Annotated in this window: 17 protein-coding genes and 1 tRNA gene; 12 read left to right on the top strand and 6 right to left on the bottom strand. The window is 58.8% G+C overall.

Features of this window, described 5'->3' with window-relative positions:
* Both ACR65W_RS14485 and ACR65W_RS14480 read left to right on the top strand, forming a co-directional pair.
* The coding region (locus tag ACR65W_RS14485) for a hypothetical protein (RefSeq protein ID WP_434502769.1) at positions 1-433 on the top strand (433 nt) is incomplete at its 5' end.
* Positions 434-462: 29 nt separating this feature from the next.
* Positions 463-1,641, top strand: a complete 1,179-nt coding sequence (locus ACR65W_RS14480; protein WP_434502767.1) for a TIR domain-containing protein — start codon at positions 463-465, stop codon at positions 1,639-1,641.
* 583 nt (positions 1,642-2,224) lie between these two features.
* On the opposite strand, the gene ACR65W_RS14475 is transcribed toward ACR65W_RS14480, so the two are convergent.
* Positions 2,225-2,794 (bottom strand): hypothetical protein, encoded by a 570-nt coding sequence (locus ACR65W_RS14475; RefSeq protein ID WP_434502765.1) that lies wholly within the window; start codon positions 2,792-2,794, stop codon positions 2,225-2,227.
* Positions 2,795-3,383: 589 nt separating this feature from the next.
* Between ACR65W_RS14475 and ACR65W_RS14470 the strand changes: the two genes are divergently transcribed.
* The 4 genes from ACR65W_RS14470 to ACR65W_RS14455 all read left to right on the top strand — a co-directional run bounded on the left by ACR65W_RS14470 (position 3,384) and on the right by ACR65W_RS14455 (position 7,632).
* The gene (locus ACR65W_RS14470; protein WP_434502763.1) at positions 3,384-3,935 is read left to right on the top strand and encodes a recombinase family protein; all 552 of its coding nucleotides are present in this window, start codon (positions 3,384-3,386) and stop codon (positions 3,933-3,935) included.
* 893 nt (positions 3,936-4,828) lie between these two features.
* Positions 4,829-6,217, top strand: coding sequence for an AAA family ATPase (locus ACR65W_RS14465; RefSeq protein ID WP_434502761.1), 1,389 nt, complete (start codon positions 4,829-4,831; stop codon positions 6,215-6,217).
* Between the two features lie 334 nt (positions 6,218-6,551).
* Positions 6,552-7,340: a hypothetical protein gene (locus ACR65W_RS14460; RefSeq protein ID WP_434502759.1), complete on the top strand. Its 789-nt coding sequence runs from the start codon at positions 6,552-6,554 to the stop codon at positions 7,338-7,340.
* A gap of 22 nt (positions 7,341-7,362) precedes the next feature.
* Complete coding sequence (locus tag ACR65W_RS14455) at positions 7,363-7,632, top strand: hypothetical protein (RefSeq protein WP_434502757.1); 270 nt, start codon at positions 7,363-7,365, stop codon at positions 7,630-7,632.
* Positions 7,633-8,020: 388 nt separating this feature from the next.
* Here the strand turns inward: ACR65W_RS14455 and ACR65W_RS14450 are convergent.
* The 4 genes from ACR65W_RS14450 to rdgB all read right to left on the bottom strand — a co-directional run bounded on the left by ACR65W_RS14450 (position 8,021) and on the right by rdgB (position 11,076).
* Positions 8,021-8,105, bottom strand: a tRNA-Tyr gene (locus tag ACR65W_RS14450).
* Positions 8,106-8,296: 191 nt separating this feature from the next.
* Positions 8,297-8,695: a DUF779 domain-containing protein gene (locus tag ACR65W_RS14445; RefSeq protein ID WP_434502755.1), complete on the bottom strand. Its 399-nt coding sequence runs from the start codon at positions 8,693-8,695 to the stop codon at positions 8,297-8,299.
* A 129-nt stretch (positions 8,696-8,824) separates the two neighbouring features.
* Complete coding sequence (adh, locus tag ACR65W_RS14440) at positions 8,825-10,342, bottom strand: aldehyde dehydrogenase (RefSeq protein ID WP_434502753.1); 1,518 nt, start codon at positions 10,340-10,342, stop codon at positions 8,825-8,827.
* Between the two features lie 104 nt (positions 10,343-10,446).
* Positions 10,447-11,076 carry an RdgB/HAM1 family non-canonical purine NTP pyrophosphatase gene (gene rdgB, locus ACR65W_RS14435; protein ID WP_434502751.1) on the bottom strand — a complete coding sequence of 210 codons (630 nt, stop codon included), beginning with the start codon at positions 11,074-11,076 and terminating at the stop codon, positions 10,447-10,449.
* 282 nt (positions 11,077-11,358) lie between these two features.
* On the opposite strand from rdgB, the gene ACR65W_RS14430 reads away from it, so the two are divergent.
* The 3 genes from ACR65W_RS14430 to ACR65W_RS14420 are packed head-to-tail and all read left to right on the top strand — an operon-like array spanning position 11,359 to position 13,676.
* Entirely contained in the window at positions 11,359-12,861 is a 1,503-nt protein-coding gene (locus ACR65W_RS14430) for a sigma-54-dependent transcriptional regulator (protein WP_434502749.1), read from the top strand.
* A gap of 36 nt (positions 12,862-12,897) precedes the next feature.
* On the top strand, positions 12,898-13,374 hold the full coding sequence (locus tag ACR65W_RS14425) for a glutathione peroxidase (RefSeq protein ID WP_434502747.1): 477 nt from the start codon (positions 12,898-12,900) through the stop codon (positions 13,372-13,374).
* A complete protein-coding gene (locus ACR65W_RS14420; protein WP_434502745.1) occupies positions 13,371-13,676 on the top strand; it encodes a hypothetical protein in 306 nt (101 codons plus the stop codon). The genes ACR65W_RS14425 and ACR65W_RS14420 overlap by 4 nt, the downstream gene beginning before the upstream one ends.
* Before the next feature lie 41 nt (positions 13,677-13,717).
* Here ACR65W_RS14420 and ACR65W_RS14415 read toward each other — a convergent pair whose 3' ends face one another.
* On the bottom strand, positions 13,718-15,916 hold the full coding sequence (locus ACR65W_RS14415) for a carbohydrate porin (RefSeq protein ID WP_434502743.1): 2,199 nt from the start codon (positions 15,914-15,916) through the stop codon (positions 13,718-13,720).
* A gap of 209 nt (positions 15,917-16,125) precedes the next feature.
* On the opposite strand from ACR65W_RS14415, the gene ACR65W_RS14410 reads away from it, so the two are divergent.
* The 3 genes from ACR65W_RS14410 to ACR65W_RS14400 form a co-directional block, all read left to right on the top strand.
* A complete protein-coding gene (locus ACR65W_RS14410) occupies positions 16,126-17,586 on the top strand; it encodes a circularly permuted type 2 ATP-grasp protein (protein ID WP_434502741.1) in 1,461 nt (486 codons plus the stop codon).
* Between the two features lie 67 nt (positions 17,587-17,653).
* The gene (locus tag ACR65W_RS14405) at positions 17,654-18,601 is read left to right on the top strand and encodes an alpha-E domain-containing protein (protein ID WP_434502739.1); all 948 of its coding nucleotides are present in this window, start codon (positions 17,654-17,656) and stop codon (positions 18,599-18,601) included.
* A gap of 10 nt (positions 18,602-18,611) precedes the next feature.
* Positions 18,612-19,246, top strand: a 635-nt coding sequence (locus ACR65W_RS14400; RefSeq protein ID WP_434502736.1) for a transglutaminase family protein, incomplete at its 3' end; no start/stop codon positions are given.

The following is a 19,246-nucleotide window of genomic DNA, read 5'->3' as shown; positions in this document are numbered from 1 at the left end:
GAACCCGCAGCCTCGTCTTTTTCCGCCTCGGTCATCGGAGATAGTGTCCATCATCGATAGTGGACACGATCCCCGCGCCACGCGCACGACTATCGCCGCCGTCAGCCCCAATCGCCAGACGGCCCTCGGCGGAGGCTTACGAAAGACTGGGCAGATAACAAGAATGAAAGCTAATGCTGGGGCTGACGGTTGGATTACGCCTAGCGAGTTAAACCCCATACCTCCCGGTGCCATCATTACGCTGAGAGCCGAATTCTCACCTCCGCAAGGGTTGTCGGCTAAAGATTTCATGCTGGAATGGGGAATAATCTCTCTTACTGCGCTCTATGACGGGGAGGAATATAAGGCGACGTTTGGAGAGCCTGAGATGAGCAAAATATTTGAAGGATTCGGCATCAACCCTCTTGGGCCGCACGTTTCCAGAAAACGTTGAGCAACGCCATAGGGGGACCGCACGAAGCTATGGAAGCCGAAGCGCCTTTAATTTTCATAAGCTACGCATCGCCAGACGGAGACCGAGTGGTCCCCTTCTACGACTACCTTACTGATAAAGGCTTCAACGTCTGGATTGACTGTCGACGCATCAAGCCAGGGCAGAATTGGGACTTCGAGATCAAGAGAGCCCTGAACAAAGCAACGCTAGTTCTCATTTTCATTTCCGCTAACTCCGTTGACCGAAGGGGCTACGTGCAGAAGGAGATGAAACTTGCGCTGGCGAAGATCGAAGAAAAACTAATCGATGACATTTATGCGATTCCCGTTCTGCTTGATGACAATGTTCAAGTCCCAGAGCAGCTGGAGGGTCTGCATTTTACCCGCGTAAGCCTCAGTGATTGCGCCGGCCAAATTGAGGACGCTATTCGTCACCAGCTCACGCGGCTCGGGGAACATCAGCAAGAAGTTCAAGAAGGCTCAAAGGTAAGGTGGTTTTCCACTGTGCATCGTGAAACGTGGAATGGCGCGCCTGGGTATGAAGCCGAATATCAGCTTCTCACTCTGTCATCTAGCGAATACCCCGCCATCTCAGAAATCACGACAGTCATACGAGGCATCCTAACGTCCCATGTCATGGAACAGCGTGAGGTCATGTTGGAATCGCCTAACAATTTTTGCAACTTTGGCCAGGAAAAATGGAGCCGAACTAACAGCTACGAGGCTAGGTGCGATGATCCGGTGATTGTCGGCAAAGTGATCACCCTACAATATGGAATTTACACCTATGGTGCGGGCGCAGCTCATCCAAACTCTTCATACCTGACTTTCTGCTTTCTAATGGAGCCGGTTATCTGCGTACGTTCACTGGCACAGGTTTTCAAAGACCCTGACCAGGCTTTGGTGAAGCTACAATCTATTTCTCGTAAGCAGTTGCTTGAGAAACGATTCGGTGATGATGGCGAGGAAAGGTGTGGCTTGGAGGCAGAATGTGTCAATGAAGGCACTAAGGATTGGGACGATTTTAGAAACTTCGTATTTCTAGATGATGGAATAAGGCTCCTCTTTGCTCCGTATGCGGTTGCTGCATACGCCTTTGGTCCACAAGCAGTGAAGATAGATTATCGGGATATCGTGCTCGACCTTGCACCCCTCTATGTGAGCGCCTTGGGAATCGAGCGGTTCCGTTGGGAGTCTGAAAACGCATGATGCGTGGGGAATGCGCTCGGGGAGGCCAGCTCTTCGGAGTCAGCTTTAAAAAATTTCGGAAACTTGTTAGCGGGTATCGCTATTCCTCTTCGGCGATTTTTCCCCCTCTAGGAGGCCCGGTCTGTTTTCCCTGTGGACGGGATGGCCTCTCACTTTGGTTAGTGCCGAGACAGGGCCGAGAGACACATGCCCCTCAGCCCGAAGTCATTACCAGCGTAGTTCTTTATTTAGGTTGGCGTGGACCTGTGTGAGCGAAAGGCTCCGGAAGAATGGGTGCCAAGGCTGGGGAGCAATGAACGCCATCCTGCCGCTGCTATCCCACACAGGGACAACGGTGCCTCTGAGACCAGCGGAAGCCGAACGCATTTGTAGCTCATTGACTACCTCGCTTTGCTCACGCTCAGACTTGTGACCGAACGTCCGATCGAGCGGGACAATGACCATGTCCTGCCCTTGCTGCCGGAGATGTGCGACTCTGATGTTAGGCATTGGAAACTCCGAATCGTTAGCTTTGAAACAGAGGATAACAATTCGTGGTTTGTTCCTCTAGGCCGTCGAGGGCTTTGTTCACGCCTTTGAGCAGTTAATCGTCTTGCTTCGCATCTCCCAAAAGCGAGTTCCGAATGACTGCCTTCAACTGCTGCGCTGTTTCGTCGAGCGAGGACAAATCCCATCGGACTGTGTGGCGATGGTCAGTGTCAAAGTGAGTTTTCTTTTCTTTGCCATCGACGGTTTTCCGGCAGAGGTAGATAACCGGCTTTCCAAGCCCTTCTGCGAAGCCCGCCTCCCAATACGCGCCAGCGTTATCGTCTGAGAGGTCTGCAATAAGGAACTTACAGCGACGTATGTCGTCTTCGATGATCGCATCGATAGGGCCGGCCCGTTGAGGCACTGTTCGTAAATCGAAACCGGTCTGTTGAACGGCAGGTCGCAAGCAACTCTCGTAAACTTTATCAAGGTCAGCGTTCTTGAACTGCCGTGCAAAGAAAGCGTAATTCGATGAGACGTGAGCGCGTTGTAGCTCCTCGAAGCGTTCCCATCCCAGAGCGGTCAGGTTGCCCCGGAATGATTGGAGGCTGCTTCCACGGTCTTGCAGTAGGTCTTGATTTACAAGGCTCGCTAAGACCCACTCCAAGTCACTTTTATCCAACACTCCGACTTCCGCCCACACCCTTTCGTCCGACGGAGTGCAAGTGATGATAGGACCCGGCCTATAGTCACCTTTCTCGGCAAACCATTTGATTGCATTATCACAGGCTTCGGCTGGACTAGGTAGGTGCCGCTCTCTCAGGGCCTGGAAGAAGGATGCATCAAGGAGAGGGTGGCTCTCCTGTCTCTGCATCCTTCGGAGCAGATAGCGCGCAAGAGCGATTTCCTTCTGCTTTCTGAGCGGTAAGTTGAAATCACTCGCCGCTGAAATCGAAACTTGGAATTCCCCACAAAGGCTGCACCTTACAATCTCAGTATCGCAACCGTATTGAGACCAATTGGAGGCGGACTCGCACAAAATGCAGGGCTGGATATGCTGTTTTGGATCAAACGGCATTGCGAGTTACCCCTCTGTGCCTTCTGCTCAACCTCACCATAAAAACTTGCCCGCCTGTGTCGATCAATCGCCTTGCATGGGTAAACCCTAACGAGGCGCTGGCGTGAGACACCTTTGGTGTCTTAATTGGATTGACTTTCGGTTTCTGAGACGGCATTCAGGGCGGGTTTAGACCCAAACGAGACAGAGGCCGCTCATGTCGAGAATAGGATACGCCAGAGTCAGCACTCACGATCAAGACCTTGAGGTCCAGCAAGAGGCCCTTAGGAGGGCGGGTTGTGACGTTATCAGGGCTGAGAAAAAATCTGGAACGTCAACAGATGGCAGGACAGAGCTTGCAACGGTCCTTGAGTTCATCCGAAAGGGTGACGCTCTGGTTGTAGCTAAGCTTGACCGACTCGCTCGCTCGGTCGGCGACCTAGATCAGATCGTCAAGACCTTGGAGAAGCGAGGGGCCAGTCTTCAAGTTCTTAACGCCAACATCGACACGTCTACCGCCAGTGGAAAAGCCTTCCTTGGGATGCTGGGGGTGTTCGCTGAGTTTGAGACTAACCTCAGGAAGGAGAGGCAGCTTGAGGGAATTGCTAAGGCGAAGGCTAAGGGCGTCTACAAGGGTAGGCCACCTAGCATCGATGCTGAGGTCATCCGTAAGCTTAAGGCACAGGGCAAAGGGGCGACTGAGATTGCCAGTGAGTTGGGGATAGGCAGGGCGAGCGTCTATCGGATGCTAGCCCAAGCCCAAGCATAGCGTTTGGGGCCGGAGACGACGCTACTACGCCCCCGCTCTCCGAGAAAAGATGCATCCTTGTTGGCCATGATGAGGCCCTACAGGCGCTTAAGGAGCGGGGCATCCGCTCGCCTAGAGGTTCGCATTGGTTGGCCATGAGTGTGAGGCGGTATGGCGCTACGCGCTGAGGAGGTTCTGGGGAGGGAAGCTCTCAAGGCGCTCGCTGGCGCTCTCAAGGCGGTGAGGCCGCTAACAGGTAGGAAAGTGCCTGACAGCGAAGCAAGATTGATTTGGTTGCACATAAGAATAACACGCAGTGATAACACAGCTTATCCGAGTCGCTGTTAGTGGCTCCCGCCACCTTGAAGTCTTCCTTTTGTAGAGGCGGGAAGCGGTCGAGCGACCTTATAGGTCGCACTGGAAGACGCTAAATCAGAGGCAAGACAGCTAATAAATAGTATGTATATGTTACAACAAAGAAAGGGTATGTATAGGTAATGACTGGCAATGAAGACAATAATCTTCCTATAACATTGCGGGAGCTAACTAAGGAAACTAAGTCAGGTTTTCTTACGACGAGGATTAAGCCTAGTGTTGTTGAGAAGATGGACCTGTTAGCTAGAGAGTATACTAAGCAGGCTAAGGCATTTACCGGGGGTAAAGCAGCTAAGTTCTCAAGGTCGTCCGTGCTGGAACTCTTGATTGAACAAGCACCTATGGATTTCGGTAGCTTGGTAAGCGTTAGCGAACGCAAGTGAGTAGATAAGTGAGTGAAGTGCATCTATCCATAAGCTACTGTTTATGTTTGCTTTTGTCTGCTGCGTTACAGAAAGTTAATAAGCAGGATAGGACAGTAGAGGTCGCAGACCGAGGTCTGCTCGAACACAAGAACGAGAAGAAAGAAGAGAAGATAAGTGACTGAATATAAAGAGGTTAAACCCGTAACTGAGTGTGTAGCGCCTGAGCTTCCTGCGAGAGAAGAAGGGCTTTGCGAGCCGCTTATCAAGGGTGACGCCGCTGCTACCATGGTCGGCGGTGCTGCCCGCTCCAAAGGCGGCGATGCCGCTAATGAGTTCAACAAGACGCTCAGGGAAGTAAGACAAGAGACTAAGGGACTGAACAGAAAGGATGTTGTGCCTTTCTTGGGGACTGATGCTGAGCTTGTGGAGGCATATGAGAAGCATCAGGAATGGCAGAGGGTCAATCAGCTAGACGATGCTCGCTACGTCCCTGAGCCGTTCAGGAAGCGTCAACTTAGGCTTACAAGTGCCGGCGAGTTGTTGGACGCCGATGTTCCGCCCCGTGAGACGATGCTCTGGCCTTGGTTCAAGGTGGGCGATGCGGCGATGATCTATGCGCCTGCGGGGCTGGGCAAAAGCTTTCTCACGTTGACGATTGCGATGGCGGTTGCTGGCGGAGGGGCGATCAAGGGGCTGAACTGGCGAGTTGAAAAGCCTGTCAGGGTTCTCTTCGTTGATGGCGAGATGCCGACGCCTGATCTGCGGGAGCGCATGAAGACGATCCTTGATGGCGGGTGGATTGAAGGACTCGACGTTGAGGCGCTGCGGAGGAACTTCTCGCTCTTTGCTCGCTTGGGTCAGCCGGATGATGACGGGTTTGTCGACCTTGCGAACGCTGAACATCACAAGATCATTGGGAGTCATGCGGCGAAGGCGGGCGTTGAGCTTGTTATTTTCGATAACCTCTCGACGCTCACTGAGTCGATGGAAGATGAGAATAACTCGGTCCAGTTCCGGGTGATCAATGGGTTCATCTCCAAGCTCAAGAGGCGAGGCATTTCCGTAATCGTGGTTCACCACGCCAATAAGGAGGGGTTCGCCTATCGAGGGTCGTCGGCAATCGCTGTGATTTATGACAGCATCGTGCAACTCGGTAAGCTTAGTGCTGACGAGGATGACGGTGAGGCTACTCGGTTCAGGCTCAGCTTTGAGAAGAGTAGGGCTAAGAGGACGCCTGAGACGGCGAGCAGAGTCGTCAGTATGGAGAGCTTTGGGTATGCCATTGCTGACGGGGTTGAGCGGGATGAGAAGCTTGCGAGCGTCGTTAGGATTGTAAAGGCGGGAGAGCATAAGCGGCTGTCTAAACGGAATGCTGAGGCGGCGTTTGGTCTGAATGCGCTGACGATATGGAAGAAGGTCCTCATCGGGTTGGACAAGGAGCTTATCGAGGCTGACGAGGTGCGGGCGATGTTTAGCTGCCCGCCAGCGGATGTTAAGGCGGCTTTGCATAGGGCTGACCTGCGAGCGTCTGGCGCAGAAGATGATGAGGAGTCGGACTTCTGAGGTCGCCGTCGACCGGGCTTTGAGTTGGCTCTGATTTAGGCCGCTGAACTCAGGCTGGGCCTTGGTGGGCATCGGCTGGGCAGGGGCTATCTCAACGCAGGCAAGGCGAAGCCTGCCGAGGGCTATCTGGAATATCTAAACGAGAGGTGGGCACCACAGGTTCTTCTCTAGGGAGGTGCCCAGTGCCCACTCTTACTTATCATTGAAAATCAGCATGTTATGAAGGCGTCGAAAGGCGTTTTTGAGGGGGTGCCCATTTGAGTGCCCACTTTTCCTAGCCGCCCGAAGACGTCTTCATGAGCTATCTCACTACTACAGATTGCAGAAAGGACGAATGACAATCTTTTGGACAGTTGAGCCTGACTCGTCGAGAGCGAAGGCAAGGCTCAACATCAAGGCGCAGCAGGCTCAGAACGAAACCCTGAAATGTGGTGTTCCGGGCTGCGAGGCCGGGCGCAGGGGTATTTCGAACTTCTGTAAGACCCATCAGCACTTTCACCAAGACAGGGGCCACCCGGTCTTGCGTATGCCAAGAGGAGAGGAAAGGCGCTGGATGCTGGCGGAAGGCGAGCGAATGCTCGCTTGGTTGAGGGAGAAGCATGGCCCTTCGTCAGTTGATGGTTGGCTCAGGGCGGCGGCGAGAAGGATCACAGCTTCCCCTAGCATGGCCATTCCGCCTCGAAAGATTGACCGGCGCATGACGCAGCGAACAAGGGCTGAGGTCGTTCTGGCGTGGTTCCTTCATAAGCGCCGGGGTGATCCGTTGGAGGTCATCAAGCTTTACCTAGCGGCTGAGCTTTACACTCGGAGGAAAGATCGGGTTTTCGGACCTAGAGTCCGCAACGGGTTTACCAATCGAGTCGTTGGTCAGCTTGTCGCTGGGTGGGCTAAGGTGGAACAAGAAAGGGAAGTTTATCAGGTAAGAGTTGAGAAGATGCCATCATGGGCTAATCAAGAGTTTAGACGATATGAGGAACTGGTTAAGGTGAAGGATACCTATAAGCCTCAGACCTCAGTCTATAAAATGCTAGGCAAAATGATTAGAGTAACACTACGTAATGAGATGCTGTTGTCTAGTGTTAAAGAGTATTATGATCATCTGTTTGTAAAAGGAGAAGTGTAAAGTTATGGCTAAAGCTAGTAGCATGAGTGAACTTATTGCTGTTGCTGAACTTAAAGAGATAACGCTGAGGGTTGAGCATAAGCTAGACCTATTGCTCAGTGGTCGTTCTGCCCTGTCCGCCCAAGCGGATGTCCAGTCCACGCCAATCAACGAAGGCCCCAAGGGCTGGACGAAAGACGAGATAATGAAATGGGTCAACGGTCTCGACGGTTTGACACGAGCCAACATCGTAAGCGGGGCGGCGGACCCTCAGGAGGTTTGGGAGTCGATGAAGCAGGAGAAGGGTTGGTGAACGAATGTGTGGCGTCGGAGCTATTGGCTCGGTCGCTAGTGCCGGACAAGGACGAGAGGCATTCAGTTGAAGGCGGGAAATCCGATCAACTCTATGTCGATGCAGTCGCCTCCCTCAGGCGCTTCGCTTGGGTTGAATATCGGTAACGCTGTGGTGGGCGGCATCGGCTGGATCGCCGAGGCGTGGAGGTAGCTCTTACCCTCATGCTGGTATCGAAGACGTTGGGGGCTGCTATCGTGGCGGCCCTCAATTTTTTCGAGTGTGCAGCACGGAGGTTTTTTGGTGCAGGATTTGGGACAAGGAAGCCGCAGATTTGGGACAGAGTAAAAATTCTGTCTTCAAGAAACGTCTTTTATTTCAGTGTGATATGAGCATTAAGCAGGTTTAGTGGTGGGGGAAGTAGGACTCGAACCTACGAAGGCTTAGCCAGCGGATTTACAGTCCGCCCCCTTTGCCGCTCGGGACATTCCCCCATCGTCTCGCAAAGAGACGGCGGCCGCGATGAAGCGGCCGATGCAGCGGCATATGCGGCCCCTGCGGCGCAGTGTCAACCTTAAACTCCCCGGCAGGCTGGGCGTGACGCTGAGCCCGCGCGAGCGCCGCCATTCGCCGTCCATCGGGACGCAAGAACTCGAGCAGAGGCGTTGCGCCGCGGGCGCAGCGCTCAAGCTGGCGAAGCGGCGGCCGGCGTCGCGGCGGCCAGATGCGCCAATTCGGCGTCGGAAAAAAGCCGGGAACGCGTCAGGAACCGCAGCCCCGTGCCATTGTCGAGCGAGAACATGCCGCCTTGGCCCGGCACGACGTCGATGACGAGCTGCGTGTGCTTCCAATAATCGAATTGCGCGGCGCCGATGTAGAAGGGCGCGCCGCCGATCTCGCCGAGCAGGACGTCGCCGTCGCCGACCAGGAATTCCCCTTGCGGATAGCACATGGGCGCCGAGCCGTCGCAGCAGCCGCCCGACTGGTGGAAGAGGACCGCGCCATGTTCGCCGCGCAGCCTGGCGATGAGATCAAGCGCCGCGGGCGTGGCGATGACTCTCGCTGTTTTGACGGTCGTGGTCACTTACCCCCTCCCTGTCCCTCCCCCGCTGAAGCGGGAGAGGGGACCCAAGCCACGAAGATTGCGCGGCTTTGTATTCTGGCCCGGATCGGGCTCCCTCTCCCGCGAAGCGGGGGAGGGTTGGGGAGGGGGCTAAAAGAACCCCAGTTTCTTTTCGCTGTAGCTCACCAGCATGTTCTTCGTCTGCTGATAGTGATCGAGCATCATCCTGTGATTCTCGCGGCCGATGCCCGACTGTTTGTAGCCGCCGAAAGCGGCGTGCGCCGGATAGGCGTGATAGCAGTTCACCCAGACGCGCCCCGCCTGAATGGCGCGGCCGAAGCGATAGCAGCGGTTGGCCTCGCGGCTCCACACGCCCGCGCCAAGGCCGTAGAGCGTGTCGTTGGCGATGGCCAAGGCCTCGTCGTCGTCCTTGAAGGTCGTCACCGACACGACGGGACCGAAGATCTCCTCCTGGAACACGCGCATCCGATTATGGCCTTCGAGCACGGTCGGCTTCACATAGAAGCCGCCGGCGAGTTCGCCCGCGAGCGCGTTGCGTTCGCCGCCGGCGAGCACCTTCGCGCCCTCCTGCTTGCCGATGTCGATATAGCTCAGGATCTTTTCGAGCTGCTCGGACGAGGCCTGCGCGCCGATCATGGTTTCAGGGTCGAGCGGATTGCCCTGCTTAATCTCGCCGACGCGTTTTAAGGCGCGCTCCATGAAGCGGTCGTAGATTTTCTCATGCACGAGCGCCCGGCTCGGACAGGTGCAGACCTCGCCCTGATTGAGCGCGAACATGACGAAGCCCTCGATCGCCTTGTCGAGATAGTCGTCGTCCTCGCGGGCGACGTCCTCGAAGAAGATGTTGGGCGACTTGCCGCCAAGCTCCAGCGTTACCGGAATGAGGTTCTGACTGGCGTATTGCATGATGAGCCGGCCGGTCGTCGTCTCGCCGGTAAAGGCGATCTTGGCGATCCGGTTCGACGAGGCGAGCGGTTTGCCGGCCTCCAGCCCGAAGCCGTTGACGATGTTGAGCACGCCCTTGGGAAGAAGCTCGCCGACGAGCTCCGCCCAGACGAGAATGCTCGCGGGCGTCTGCTCGGCCGGCTTGATGACGACGCAATTGCCGGCGGCGAGCGCCGGCGCAAGCTTCCAAACCGCCATCAGAATCGGGAAATTCCAGGGGATGATCTGGCCGACGACGCCGAGCGGCTCATGGAAATGATAGGCGATGGTGTCGTGGTCGATTTCCGAGATGCCGCCTTCCTGGGCGCGAATGGCGCCGGCGAAATAGCGGAAATGATCGATCGCGAGCGGAATGTCGGCGGCGCTCGTCTCGCGGATCGGCTTGCCATTGTCCCAGGTTTCGGCGGCGGCGAGGAGTTCGAGATTGGCCTCCATCACGTCGGCGATGCGGTTGAGGATGATGGCGCGCTGCGTCGGGCTCGTCTTGCCCCAGGCGTCTTTGGCGGCATGCGCCGCGTCGAGCGCGGCCTCGACGTCGTCCTTGTCGGATCGGGCGATCTCGCAAATTTTCTGGCCGGTGATCGGCGAGACATTGTCGAAGACGCGGCCGGATTTCGCGTCCGCCCATGCGCCATTAATGAAATTGCCGTAGCGCGGTTTGAACGGCGGTTTGAGCGCGGCGAAAGTTTCATGCTTGGTCATGGGGCGTTTCCTCGCGTTTCCGCAGCGGCGGTTTTTTTTGAGAAGGTAGTTGGAGCGCGGCGTTACGCCAAGTGCCTGACGCCAAGCGCCCGAGCCGGGAGGTCTCAGTCGAGACACGCCTTCGCCAGCGCCTGAAAGGCGCGGGCGCGATGCGACAGCGCCTGCGAGCCGTCGCCGGGCATGGCGTGTTTTTCCGCCGACATCATCTCGCCGAAGGTCTTGTCGAGCCCATCGGGCCGAAAGATCGGATCATAGCCGAAGCCCTTCTCGCCCTTGGGCGGAAAGACCAGAACGCCGTCGACGCGGCCCTCGAACTGCTCGATATGGCCGTCCGGCCAGACGACGGCGAGCGCGCAGGTAAAATGCGCGCGATAGGGCGGCGTGGCGCCGCGCGCCTCAAGCTCGCGCTCGACGCGGGCGCAGGCGGCCTTGAAGTCGCGGTCCTCCCCCGCCCAGCGCGCCGAATAGACGCCGGGGGCGTCATCGAGCGCCGCGACGCAAAGACCGGAATCGTCGGCAAAGGCGGGTAGTCCAGAGGCCAGGGCGGCGGCGCGAGCCTTTAGGAGCGCGTTGCCGGCGAAGCTCTGTTCGGTCTCCTCGGGCTCATCGAGGCCGAGTTCTCCCGCGGAAACCGCCTCGACGCCATGCGGCTCGAGCAATTGCCTGAGTTCCCAAAGCTTCCCGGGATTGTGCGTGGCGATGACGAGCTTGCCGGCGATTTTGCGCGGATCCATCAGATTTCCTCCCGCCGCGCGGCTCCTGGCGCGCCGGCTGGGGCGTCGCCATGGCGCTGACATCTCCATAACTTGCAGCGGTTCGCCGTCAAATCGCCAGGATCGCCCTCTGGGGGTCTTGGTCGAAGGGTCGGAAGGCGCTACAAAGTTTTGTCTTGGCGCGGTTAACCCCGCCTTTACTATGCTTGGCAACGATTGAGGAGCCGCCGAGACGGTTCCGGACGCGCCCAAGCGCGACGCGGCGACTTCGCCGCTCGATTATCCCGGAATGCAAGGGACGAAATGACCTCGACCATTCTCATTGCAGACGACGATCCCGTTCAACGTCGTCTGCTGGAAGCTATGACGCGGCGATTTGGTTACGAGACCGAGACCGTCGAGAGCGGCGAACAGGCGATTGCGCGACTGACGCAGCCCGGCGCCAAGGCCATAGCGCTGCTCATTCTGGACCTCGTCATGCCCGACCTCGACGGCATGGGCGTGCTCACTCGGATGCGCGACATGAAACTCGTGACGCCGGTGATCGTGCAGACGGCGCATGGGTCGATCGAGGCCGTCATTTCCGCGATGCGCGCCGGCGCCCATGACTTTGTGGTCAAGCCGGTCGGCGCGGAACGCCTGCAAATTTCGATCAAGAACGCGCTCTCCGCCGACGCGCTCGCCGACGAAGTGCGCCGCATCAGCCGCCGGGCGCAGGGCGCGCTGACATTCAAGGACCTCGTCTCGCGCAGCGACGACATGGCGCGCGTCATCCGGCTCGGCCAGCGCGCGGCGCATTCCTCCATTCCGGTGCTTCTCGAAGGCGAGTCGGGCGTCGGCAAGGAGATCGTGGCGCGCGCCATCCAGGGCGCATCGGATCGCAAAGGAAAGCCCTTCGTCACCGTCAACTGCGGCGCGCTGCCGGCCAATCTCGTCGAATCGATTCTCTTCGGCCATGAGAAGGGCGCCTTCACCGGCGCCACCGAGAAGCACAGCGGCAAATTCGTTGAGGCGAACGGCGGAACGCTGTTTCTCGACGAGATCGGCGAACTGCCGCTCGACATTCAGGTGAAGTTGCTGCGCGCGCTGCAGGAAGGCGAAATCGATCCCGTCGGCGCGAAGCGCGCGATCCGGGTCGATATTCGACTGATCTCGGCGACCAATCAAAATCTCATCGACCTCGTCAAACGCGGGCTGTTTCGCGAGGACCTTTTCTATCGGCTCAACGTCTTCCCGATCAACATTCCGCCGCTGCGCGGTCGCCGCGAGGACGTCGCCGATCTCGCCAGGCGCTTTGCGGCGCGCTTCGCCGCTGAGGAAGGCCGCAATATCCGCGGCGTGACGTCGGAAGCGCTATCGCTGCTGACGAGCTACGACTGGCCGGGCAACGTCCGACAATTGGAGAACGCCGTCTTTCGCGCCGTCGTGCTCGCCGACGGCGACGAGCTGACGGTCGCCGAATTTCCGCAAATCGCCGCCCATGTCCAAGGCTATGAAGTGCGTGTGCCGCCCGCGCCTGCGCCGGGCGCCTCCGGGACTGCGCCGCGCGAACGCGAGATCATTCGCGTCGAAATCCGCGATCCGAATGCGATGTCGCTGATTGGATCAAACGGCGAAATGCGTACGCTCGAGGACATCGAAACCGCGACGATCCGCTTCGCCTTGACGCATTACCGCGGCCAGATGTCGGAAATTGCGCGGCGACTGGGAATCGGTCGCTCGACGCTCTATCGGAAGATGAAGGAATACGGACTCGAGGAAGCGTCAGAAAGCGACTCCGAGCCTTCGGGAACGCTGGTCGCCTAGCCGGAGGCGCACGCTAACTTTCAGTGCGAGGGTTTCATGACGCTGTTCGACATCGAAGCGACAACGATCGACGGCCAGCCGAAGAAGCTTGCCGATTACGCTGGCAAAGTCATGCTGGTCGTCAATGTCGCGAGCCGGTGCGGCTTCACGCCGCAATACGCCGGGCTCGAAGCGCTGTACCGCAAATTCGCCGATCGGGGATTTGTCGTCTTGGGCTTTCCCTGTAATCAGTTTGGCGCGCAGGAGCCGGGCTCCGAGAAGGAGATCGCGTCCTTCTGTTCGGCGAATTACGACGTCACCTTTCCACTGTTCGGCAAGATCGACGTCAATGGCGAGACCGCGCATCCGCTCTATCGCCTGCTCAAGCGCGAGGCGCCGGGAATTCTGGGTTCCGAAGCGATCAAATGGAACTTCACGAAATTTCTTGTCGACCGCGAGGGGCATGTCGTGAAGCGTTACGCGCCGACCGACACGCCCGAGCAGATCGCGAAGGATGTGGAGGCGCTGCTGTGACCGCCATCGACGCGCGCATGATCGAAGACGGCGATCCGCTCGTCTTCGACGTGACGGTGCGCGATCAGGGAAGCGAAACGCAGCATCGCGTCACGCTCTCGCGAAAAGATCTCCTGCGGCTCGGCGGCGGCGCCGATGCGCAAAGATTTATAGACGCCGCCTTCCGCTTTCTTCTCGACCGCGAAGCAAAGGAGAGCATTCTCGCGCGCTTCGACATGAGCGTCGTCGCTGGCTATTTCCCGGAGTTCGAGCAAAAGCTGCCGCACTATCTCGCCATGAAGCGACATTGCGACCGCGAGTGAAGCGTCGCTGACGCTCTTCGCAAGGAAGACGGCGCGTTTTTTCAAAACGCCGCGCGCAATCTCAGTCCGAAGACATTGACCGGACCGCGCGCGCTGTTATGCGCGGGATTGACCAGCAGCTGATAATCGAAGGTCGCATCGATATTCTTGCCGAAACCGATCTTGTAATAGGCCTCCATGTTCTTCTCGCCGGCGTAGGAGAGCGCGCCGTCGCCGATGTAGACGCTGGTTCCGCCAAGTTCGAAGTAGCGGACGCGATCGCCATGCAGACCGCTTAAGGCGCCGGCGAGGCCGATTTCGTCGTCGTCGCATCCCCAGAGCGCGCCGCCGGCGACGAAGCCGAATGCGACGGAGCGGTCGATATCCGTGTAATCGACCGTCTCATAGCGCCCGTCGGCCATGCTGGCGCGCAGGAAAAACCCAAGATGCGGCGCGACCTGCTGCTTGACGTTTATGCCGCCGCCGGTTTTGACGGCGCGCCCTCGCGCGGTGTCGACTCGCGGCGGGAAATCGCCGGCGAGATAGGCGTAACGGATGACGTCATCGATTTTGCTTAGATAGCCGTTGTCGCCATAGACGAGAAATTTGATCGCGCCGGGCTGATCGAAAAGATCATATCGCGCCTCGAATTCCGCGACGCCCATGAACTGGCGGAAGAGTTGCGGCTCGATGTCGAGGCCGTTGGGAACCGTCGAGAGCTGAAACACGCCGCCGCGCGCCGTCCACCAGTCCTGCTTCCACTCTGCCGCGAGGCCGTAGGTGTAGCCCCAGGCGTCGGCCGCGTAGTCGAAGGCGCCCATCGTGTTGAACGCGAAGTTGAGGAAGCCGGTCGTGGGATCGTGCGCGTAAACATTATCGTCGAACACATCGCCGACCGCGAATTTTCCAAGCGTGAGGACGATGCGATTCTTGTCGACCTTGCCAGAGATCTGGTTTTGCGTTGATTCCAGCACTTCGCTCCGGGCGCCGACATCAGGGTCTCTCTGCCGCTCGCCGCCATTCAATCCGATGATCTGGCGCAGAAAGTAACGCTGGAAGCGCATATAGGGAGCTGCGCGGCCGACCTTGGCGACCGCAGCGTTGACGTAAGACGCCGCGCCGACCGAATTGGCGAGCCCATAGCCGGCGTCAATCTCGGGGTTGAGGTAGACGGCGCCGCCCTCCCACAGGCGCAGGCCAAGGAAAAGATTGGTGGTTGAGCCGACATTGGCCTTGCCGCCGGAAGGAAAGCTGTTGGGTCCGTCATAGAGCGCGCGAAACCGCGGATAGGCCTGGACGACATTCGTCGTCTGCGCATGCACGCTGTAGCGTTCAGGGGCGTCCGGATCGTCGGCGTTTCCGCCATTGCCCGAATTCTGGCCGTTATGTGCGTGCTGGCCGTAGTGCAACTCGCCAGAAATCTCGCTCTTCGCGCCGAAATGATAATTCAGACCGAATCGCAGCAGATGATTCTCATTGCGCATGCGCGACGCGTAGGAATAGCCGGCGCCATTGTCGAAGACCTGTGTGTTCAGCGACTGATTGAGGAAGAGATATTCGGCGCGCGCCGACCAATTGTCGGCGAAGGCGTATTCGAAGCCGGCACCGATGGCATATTTCATCCGCGAGGATCGCGACCATGGCGCAGAGAAAATCGTATCGAGCCCGCTCGCGCCGAGCGTCAGAGTCGCCGGACCTCTTGCGCCGCCCGCCGCGACGCCGCCCGTCAGATAGAAGAGCGAGCGGTCCCATGCGTAGCCGACGCGCCCGCGAATGCTCGCGAAGAAATTGGCGCTCGAATTGGCGGAGAGCGCGTACGCCGGAAGGCCGGGAACAAAGGCCGGCGAGGCGGGGAAAAGCCCCTGCGGGCCGCGCCTGCCGTCGAGAAGGCTGAGATCGGTTTCGAAACCCCAGACGATAGAGCCACTCTGCCAATTATAGCCGACCTGCGCGCCGACCGTGACGCCTGGGCGCGTCACGCCACTCGGATAAAGATCGAAGACGGGCGCGCCGAAGCCGCTCGCCGCCTGCAGCCGCTCGCCAGCGTGCAGAGGAACGGCGCCGCCGAGGCTTGCGCCCATATACATGCCGACCCAGCTGAAAACCGGCGGCCGGTCTTCGCAGCGCGCCGCCTTCGCATTCAGCGTGCAGAATGCAAAACCAAGAGAGACGACAAAAGCCAAGCGCGCGGCGGCGCTCGTCGGCGCTCCATGTCGAGGGACGGCGACGCTCGAAGTCGGGCAGGATCGAGGCCTCTGCATGCGCTCTTAAGAACCTTGCCGACTTCGTCTCCGTTGGATAGCGATAAGGCTGCGCCAGAACCAAGCGCAGCGCGAATCATCCTTTGCCAAATAGTAAAACTCTGTGACAGATTTTCGCAGCCGCTATTGGCGCAGTCCTTGCTTTGAACTGTAAAAAAGGCCGCCAGCCGAGGAAAACAAAGGGCGGGCCGCCAGAGGGAGTTCTTGCAATGGACTCACGCATAACGCAGTTCGATGAACTGGCTGGAGCGGACGGCCGCACCCGCGGCCCTTATCGCAAGCTTTCGCAATGGCTCGCGGAAACCCCGCCCGAACTCCTGGCCTCGCGGCGCGAGCAGGCGGAGCTGCTTTTTCGTCGCATCGGCATCACCTTCGCGGTCTATGGCGCGCAGGAGGCCACCGAGCGGCTCATCCCCTTCGATATCCTGCCGCGCATACTCGCGCGCAGCGAATGGACGACGCTTGAAAAAGGTCTGATCCAGCGCGTCGCCGCGCTCAACGCGTTTCTTGCCGACATCTATGGCGCCGGCGAGATCTTGAGGGCTGGAATCGTTCCTGCCGATCTCGTCTATCGCAACCCCGCCTATTGCCCCGATATGGCGGGCCGGCGTGTGCCCTACGATATTTACGTGCATATCGCCGGCGTCGACATCGTGCGCACCGACGATCAGGGCTTCTTCGTTCTGGAGGATAATGCTCGGACGCCTTCTGGCGTCTCCTATATGCTCGAGAACCGCGAAGTGATGATGCGGCTTTTCCCGGAGCTCTTCGCGCTGCATCGCGTCGCGCCGATCGAAAACTATCCCGATGAGCTGCTGGCGACCTTGCGCTCGGTCGCGCCGCCGCGCGCCAGCGGCGATCCGACGATCGTCCTGATGACGCCCGGCCAGTACAATTCAGCCTTCTACGAACACTCGTTTCTCGCCGATAAGCTTGGCGTCGAGCTTGTCGAGGGCCGCGATCTCTTCGTTCGCGACGACGTCGTCTATATGCGCACGACCGAGGGCCCGCGCCGCGTCGACGTCATCTATCGGCGCATTGACGACGACTTCCTCGACCCGCTGTGCTTCCGGCCGGATTCGGCGCTCGGCGTCGCCGGGCTGATGGGCGCCTATCATGCAGGCAATGTGACGCTGGCGAATGCAGTGGGCGCCGGCGCCGCCGACGACAAGGCGATGTACACTTACATGCCTGACATTATTCGGTTTTATCTAGGCGAAGCGCCGCTCCTGCAGAATGTTCCGACCTTTCGCTGCCGCGAAACCGAAGCGCTTGCTTACGTGCTCGACCATCTCGATGATCTCGTCGTCAAGGAAGTGAACGGCTCCGGCGGCTACGGCATGCTCGTGGGACCGCATGCGACGAGGGCGCAGATCGAGGAATTTCGCGCCAAGCTTAAGGCGCATCCGCAGAATTTCATCGCTCAGCCGACGCTGGCGCTCTCGACATGCCCGATCGCCATGGCGACCGGCGTCGCCCCGCGCCATGTCGATCTGCGGCCCTTCGTGCTGCAGGGGGCCAATGGCGCCCGCGTCGTGCCGGGCGGCCTGACCCGGGTCGCGATGACGGAGAAGTCGCTCGTCGTGAATTCAAGCCAGGGCGGCGGCACCAAGGACACCTGGGTGATCGACGACGCGTGGGTCGCCGAGGAGCCGATGGGGCAAGCGTGATAAGACGCTCGCATATGCCGCAACGACCACCGATGGTCGCCAAAGCGACTCATAAACGGACGTGCTGATGCTTTCCCGCACCGCCGACAATCTGTACTGGCTCGCCCGCTACATGGAGCGCGCCGACTTTCTGGCGCGCGCCATTCAGGCGTCGCGACGCCTCGCCGCGCTGCCGAAGGCCTATGGCGGCGAAGAAACTGAGTGGGAAAGCGTGCTGCTGTCGTCGGGCGCTGCGCTGGCGTTCGACGCCTCCGGACGTCCGGTCGATGAAGCCAATGTCATCGAATTTCTCACCTTCGCGCCGGAAAATCCGGGATCGATCCGCAACTGTCTGGAGCAGGCGCGCGCCAACGCCCGCGCCGTGCGCACGGCGTTGACCATCGAAATGTGGGAGTCGATCAACGACGCCTATCTTGAAATGCGCGCGCTGGAATCGCGCGGCGTCGTCCCTTGCGCGCAGGAGCTCGCGCGCTTTCTCGAGGTCATCAAGCAGACGTCGCTGACCTATGACGGCGGCGCCTATCGCACCATGCTGCGCAACGACGCCTATTGGTTCTCGCGCGTCGGGCTTTTTATCGAACGCGCCGACAACACGGCGCGTCTGCTCGACGTCAAATATCATGTGCTGCTGCCCGAGAAGGAGATCGTCGGCGGTTCGCTCGACTATTTCCAATGGTCGGCCATTCTGCGCGCCGTATCGGCGCATACCGCCTATCATTGGGTCTATCGCACGAGCATGAAGCCTTGGCTCGTCGCCGATCTGTTGATCCTCAAACCGGAGATGCCGCGCTCGCTGATTTCCTGCTATGAGTCGATCGTGCGCAATCTCGACAATCTTGCCCGCGCCCACGGGCGCCAGGGTGTGTCGCAGCGTCACGCCCGCAGCGTCTATGGTAAGCTCGAAAAGCTGAATATGGAGAGCGTGTTCCAGGGCGGGTTGCACGAATTCGTGCAGTCCTTCATCACTGAAAACAACCGACTGGCCGCGCTCATTTCCGAGCAATATCTCTTCTGAGCGACATCAGATGCGCATCCGCATACGGCACGAAACGACCTATCGCTACGCGGAGCCGCCGCGAACGGCCGTGCAGCATCTTCGCCTGTCGCCGCGCAATCACGATGGGCAGCATGTCGTCGATTGGCGCATCGACGTCGATCGCGATTGCCGACTGGTGCAGTCGGAAGATGCGTTCGGCAATACGCTTCACCGCTTCTCTGTCGATGGGCCGATCGAATCGATCTCCACGGTGGTCGAAGGAGAGGTGACGACCTTCGACATGACCGGAGTCGTGTCAGGCGCCGTCGAGCGCTTTCCACCGATCCTTTACATGCGCGAGACGCCGCTGACGACGCCGAGCGCAGCGATCGGCGATTTCGCACGCGAAACGACATCGAAGGAAAGCGGAACGCTCGCGAAGCTTCACGCGCTGCTTGGCGCGATTCACGAGTCACTCACATTCGACGCCGCCGCCACGCATTCGGCGACGACGGCGGCGCAATGTTTCGAGCATCGCAAGGGCGTCTGTCAGGATTTTTCGCATCTCTTCATCGCCTGCGCGCGCGGGATCGGCGCGCCGGCGCGCTATGTGAGCGGCTATTTCCTTAGCAGCGATGGCGAGGATCAGGTCGCCGGCCACGCATGGGCCGAGGCCTATGTCGA

The organism is Methylocystis sp., assembly GCF_051062815.1.
Lineage (GTDB): Bacteria > Pseudomonadota > Alphaproteobacteria > Rhizobiales > Beijerinckiaceae > Methylocystis.
The sequence above is the reverse complement of the archived record's forward strand: the minus strand, read 5'-3'. Positions and strand labels throughout refer to the sequence as shown.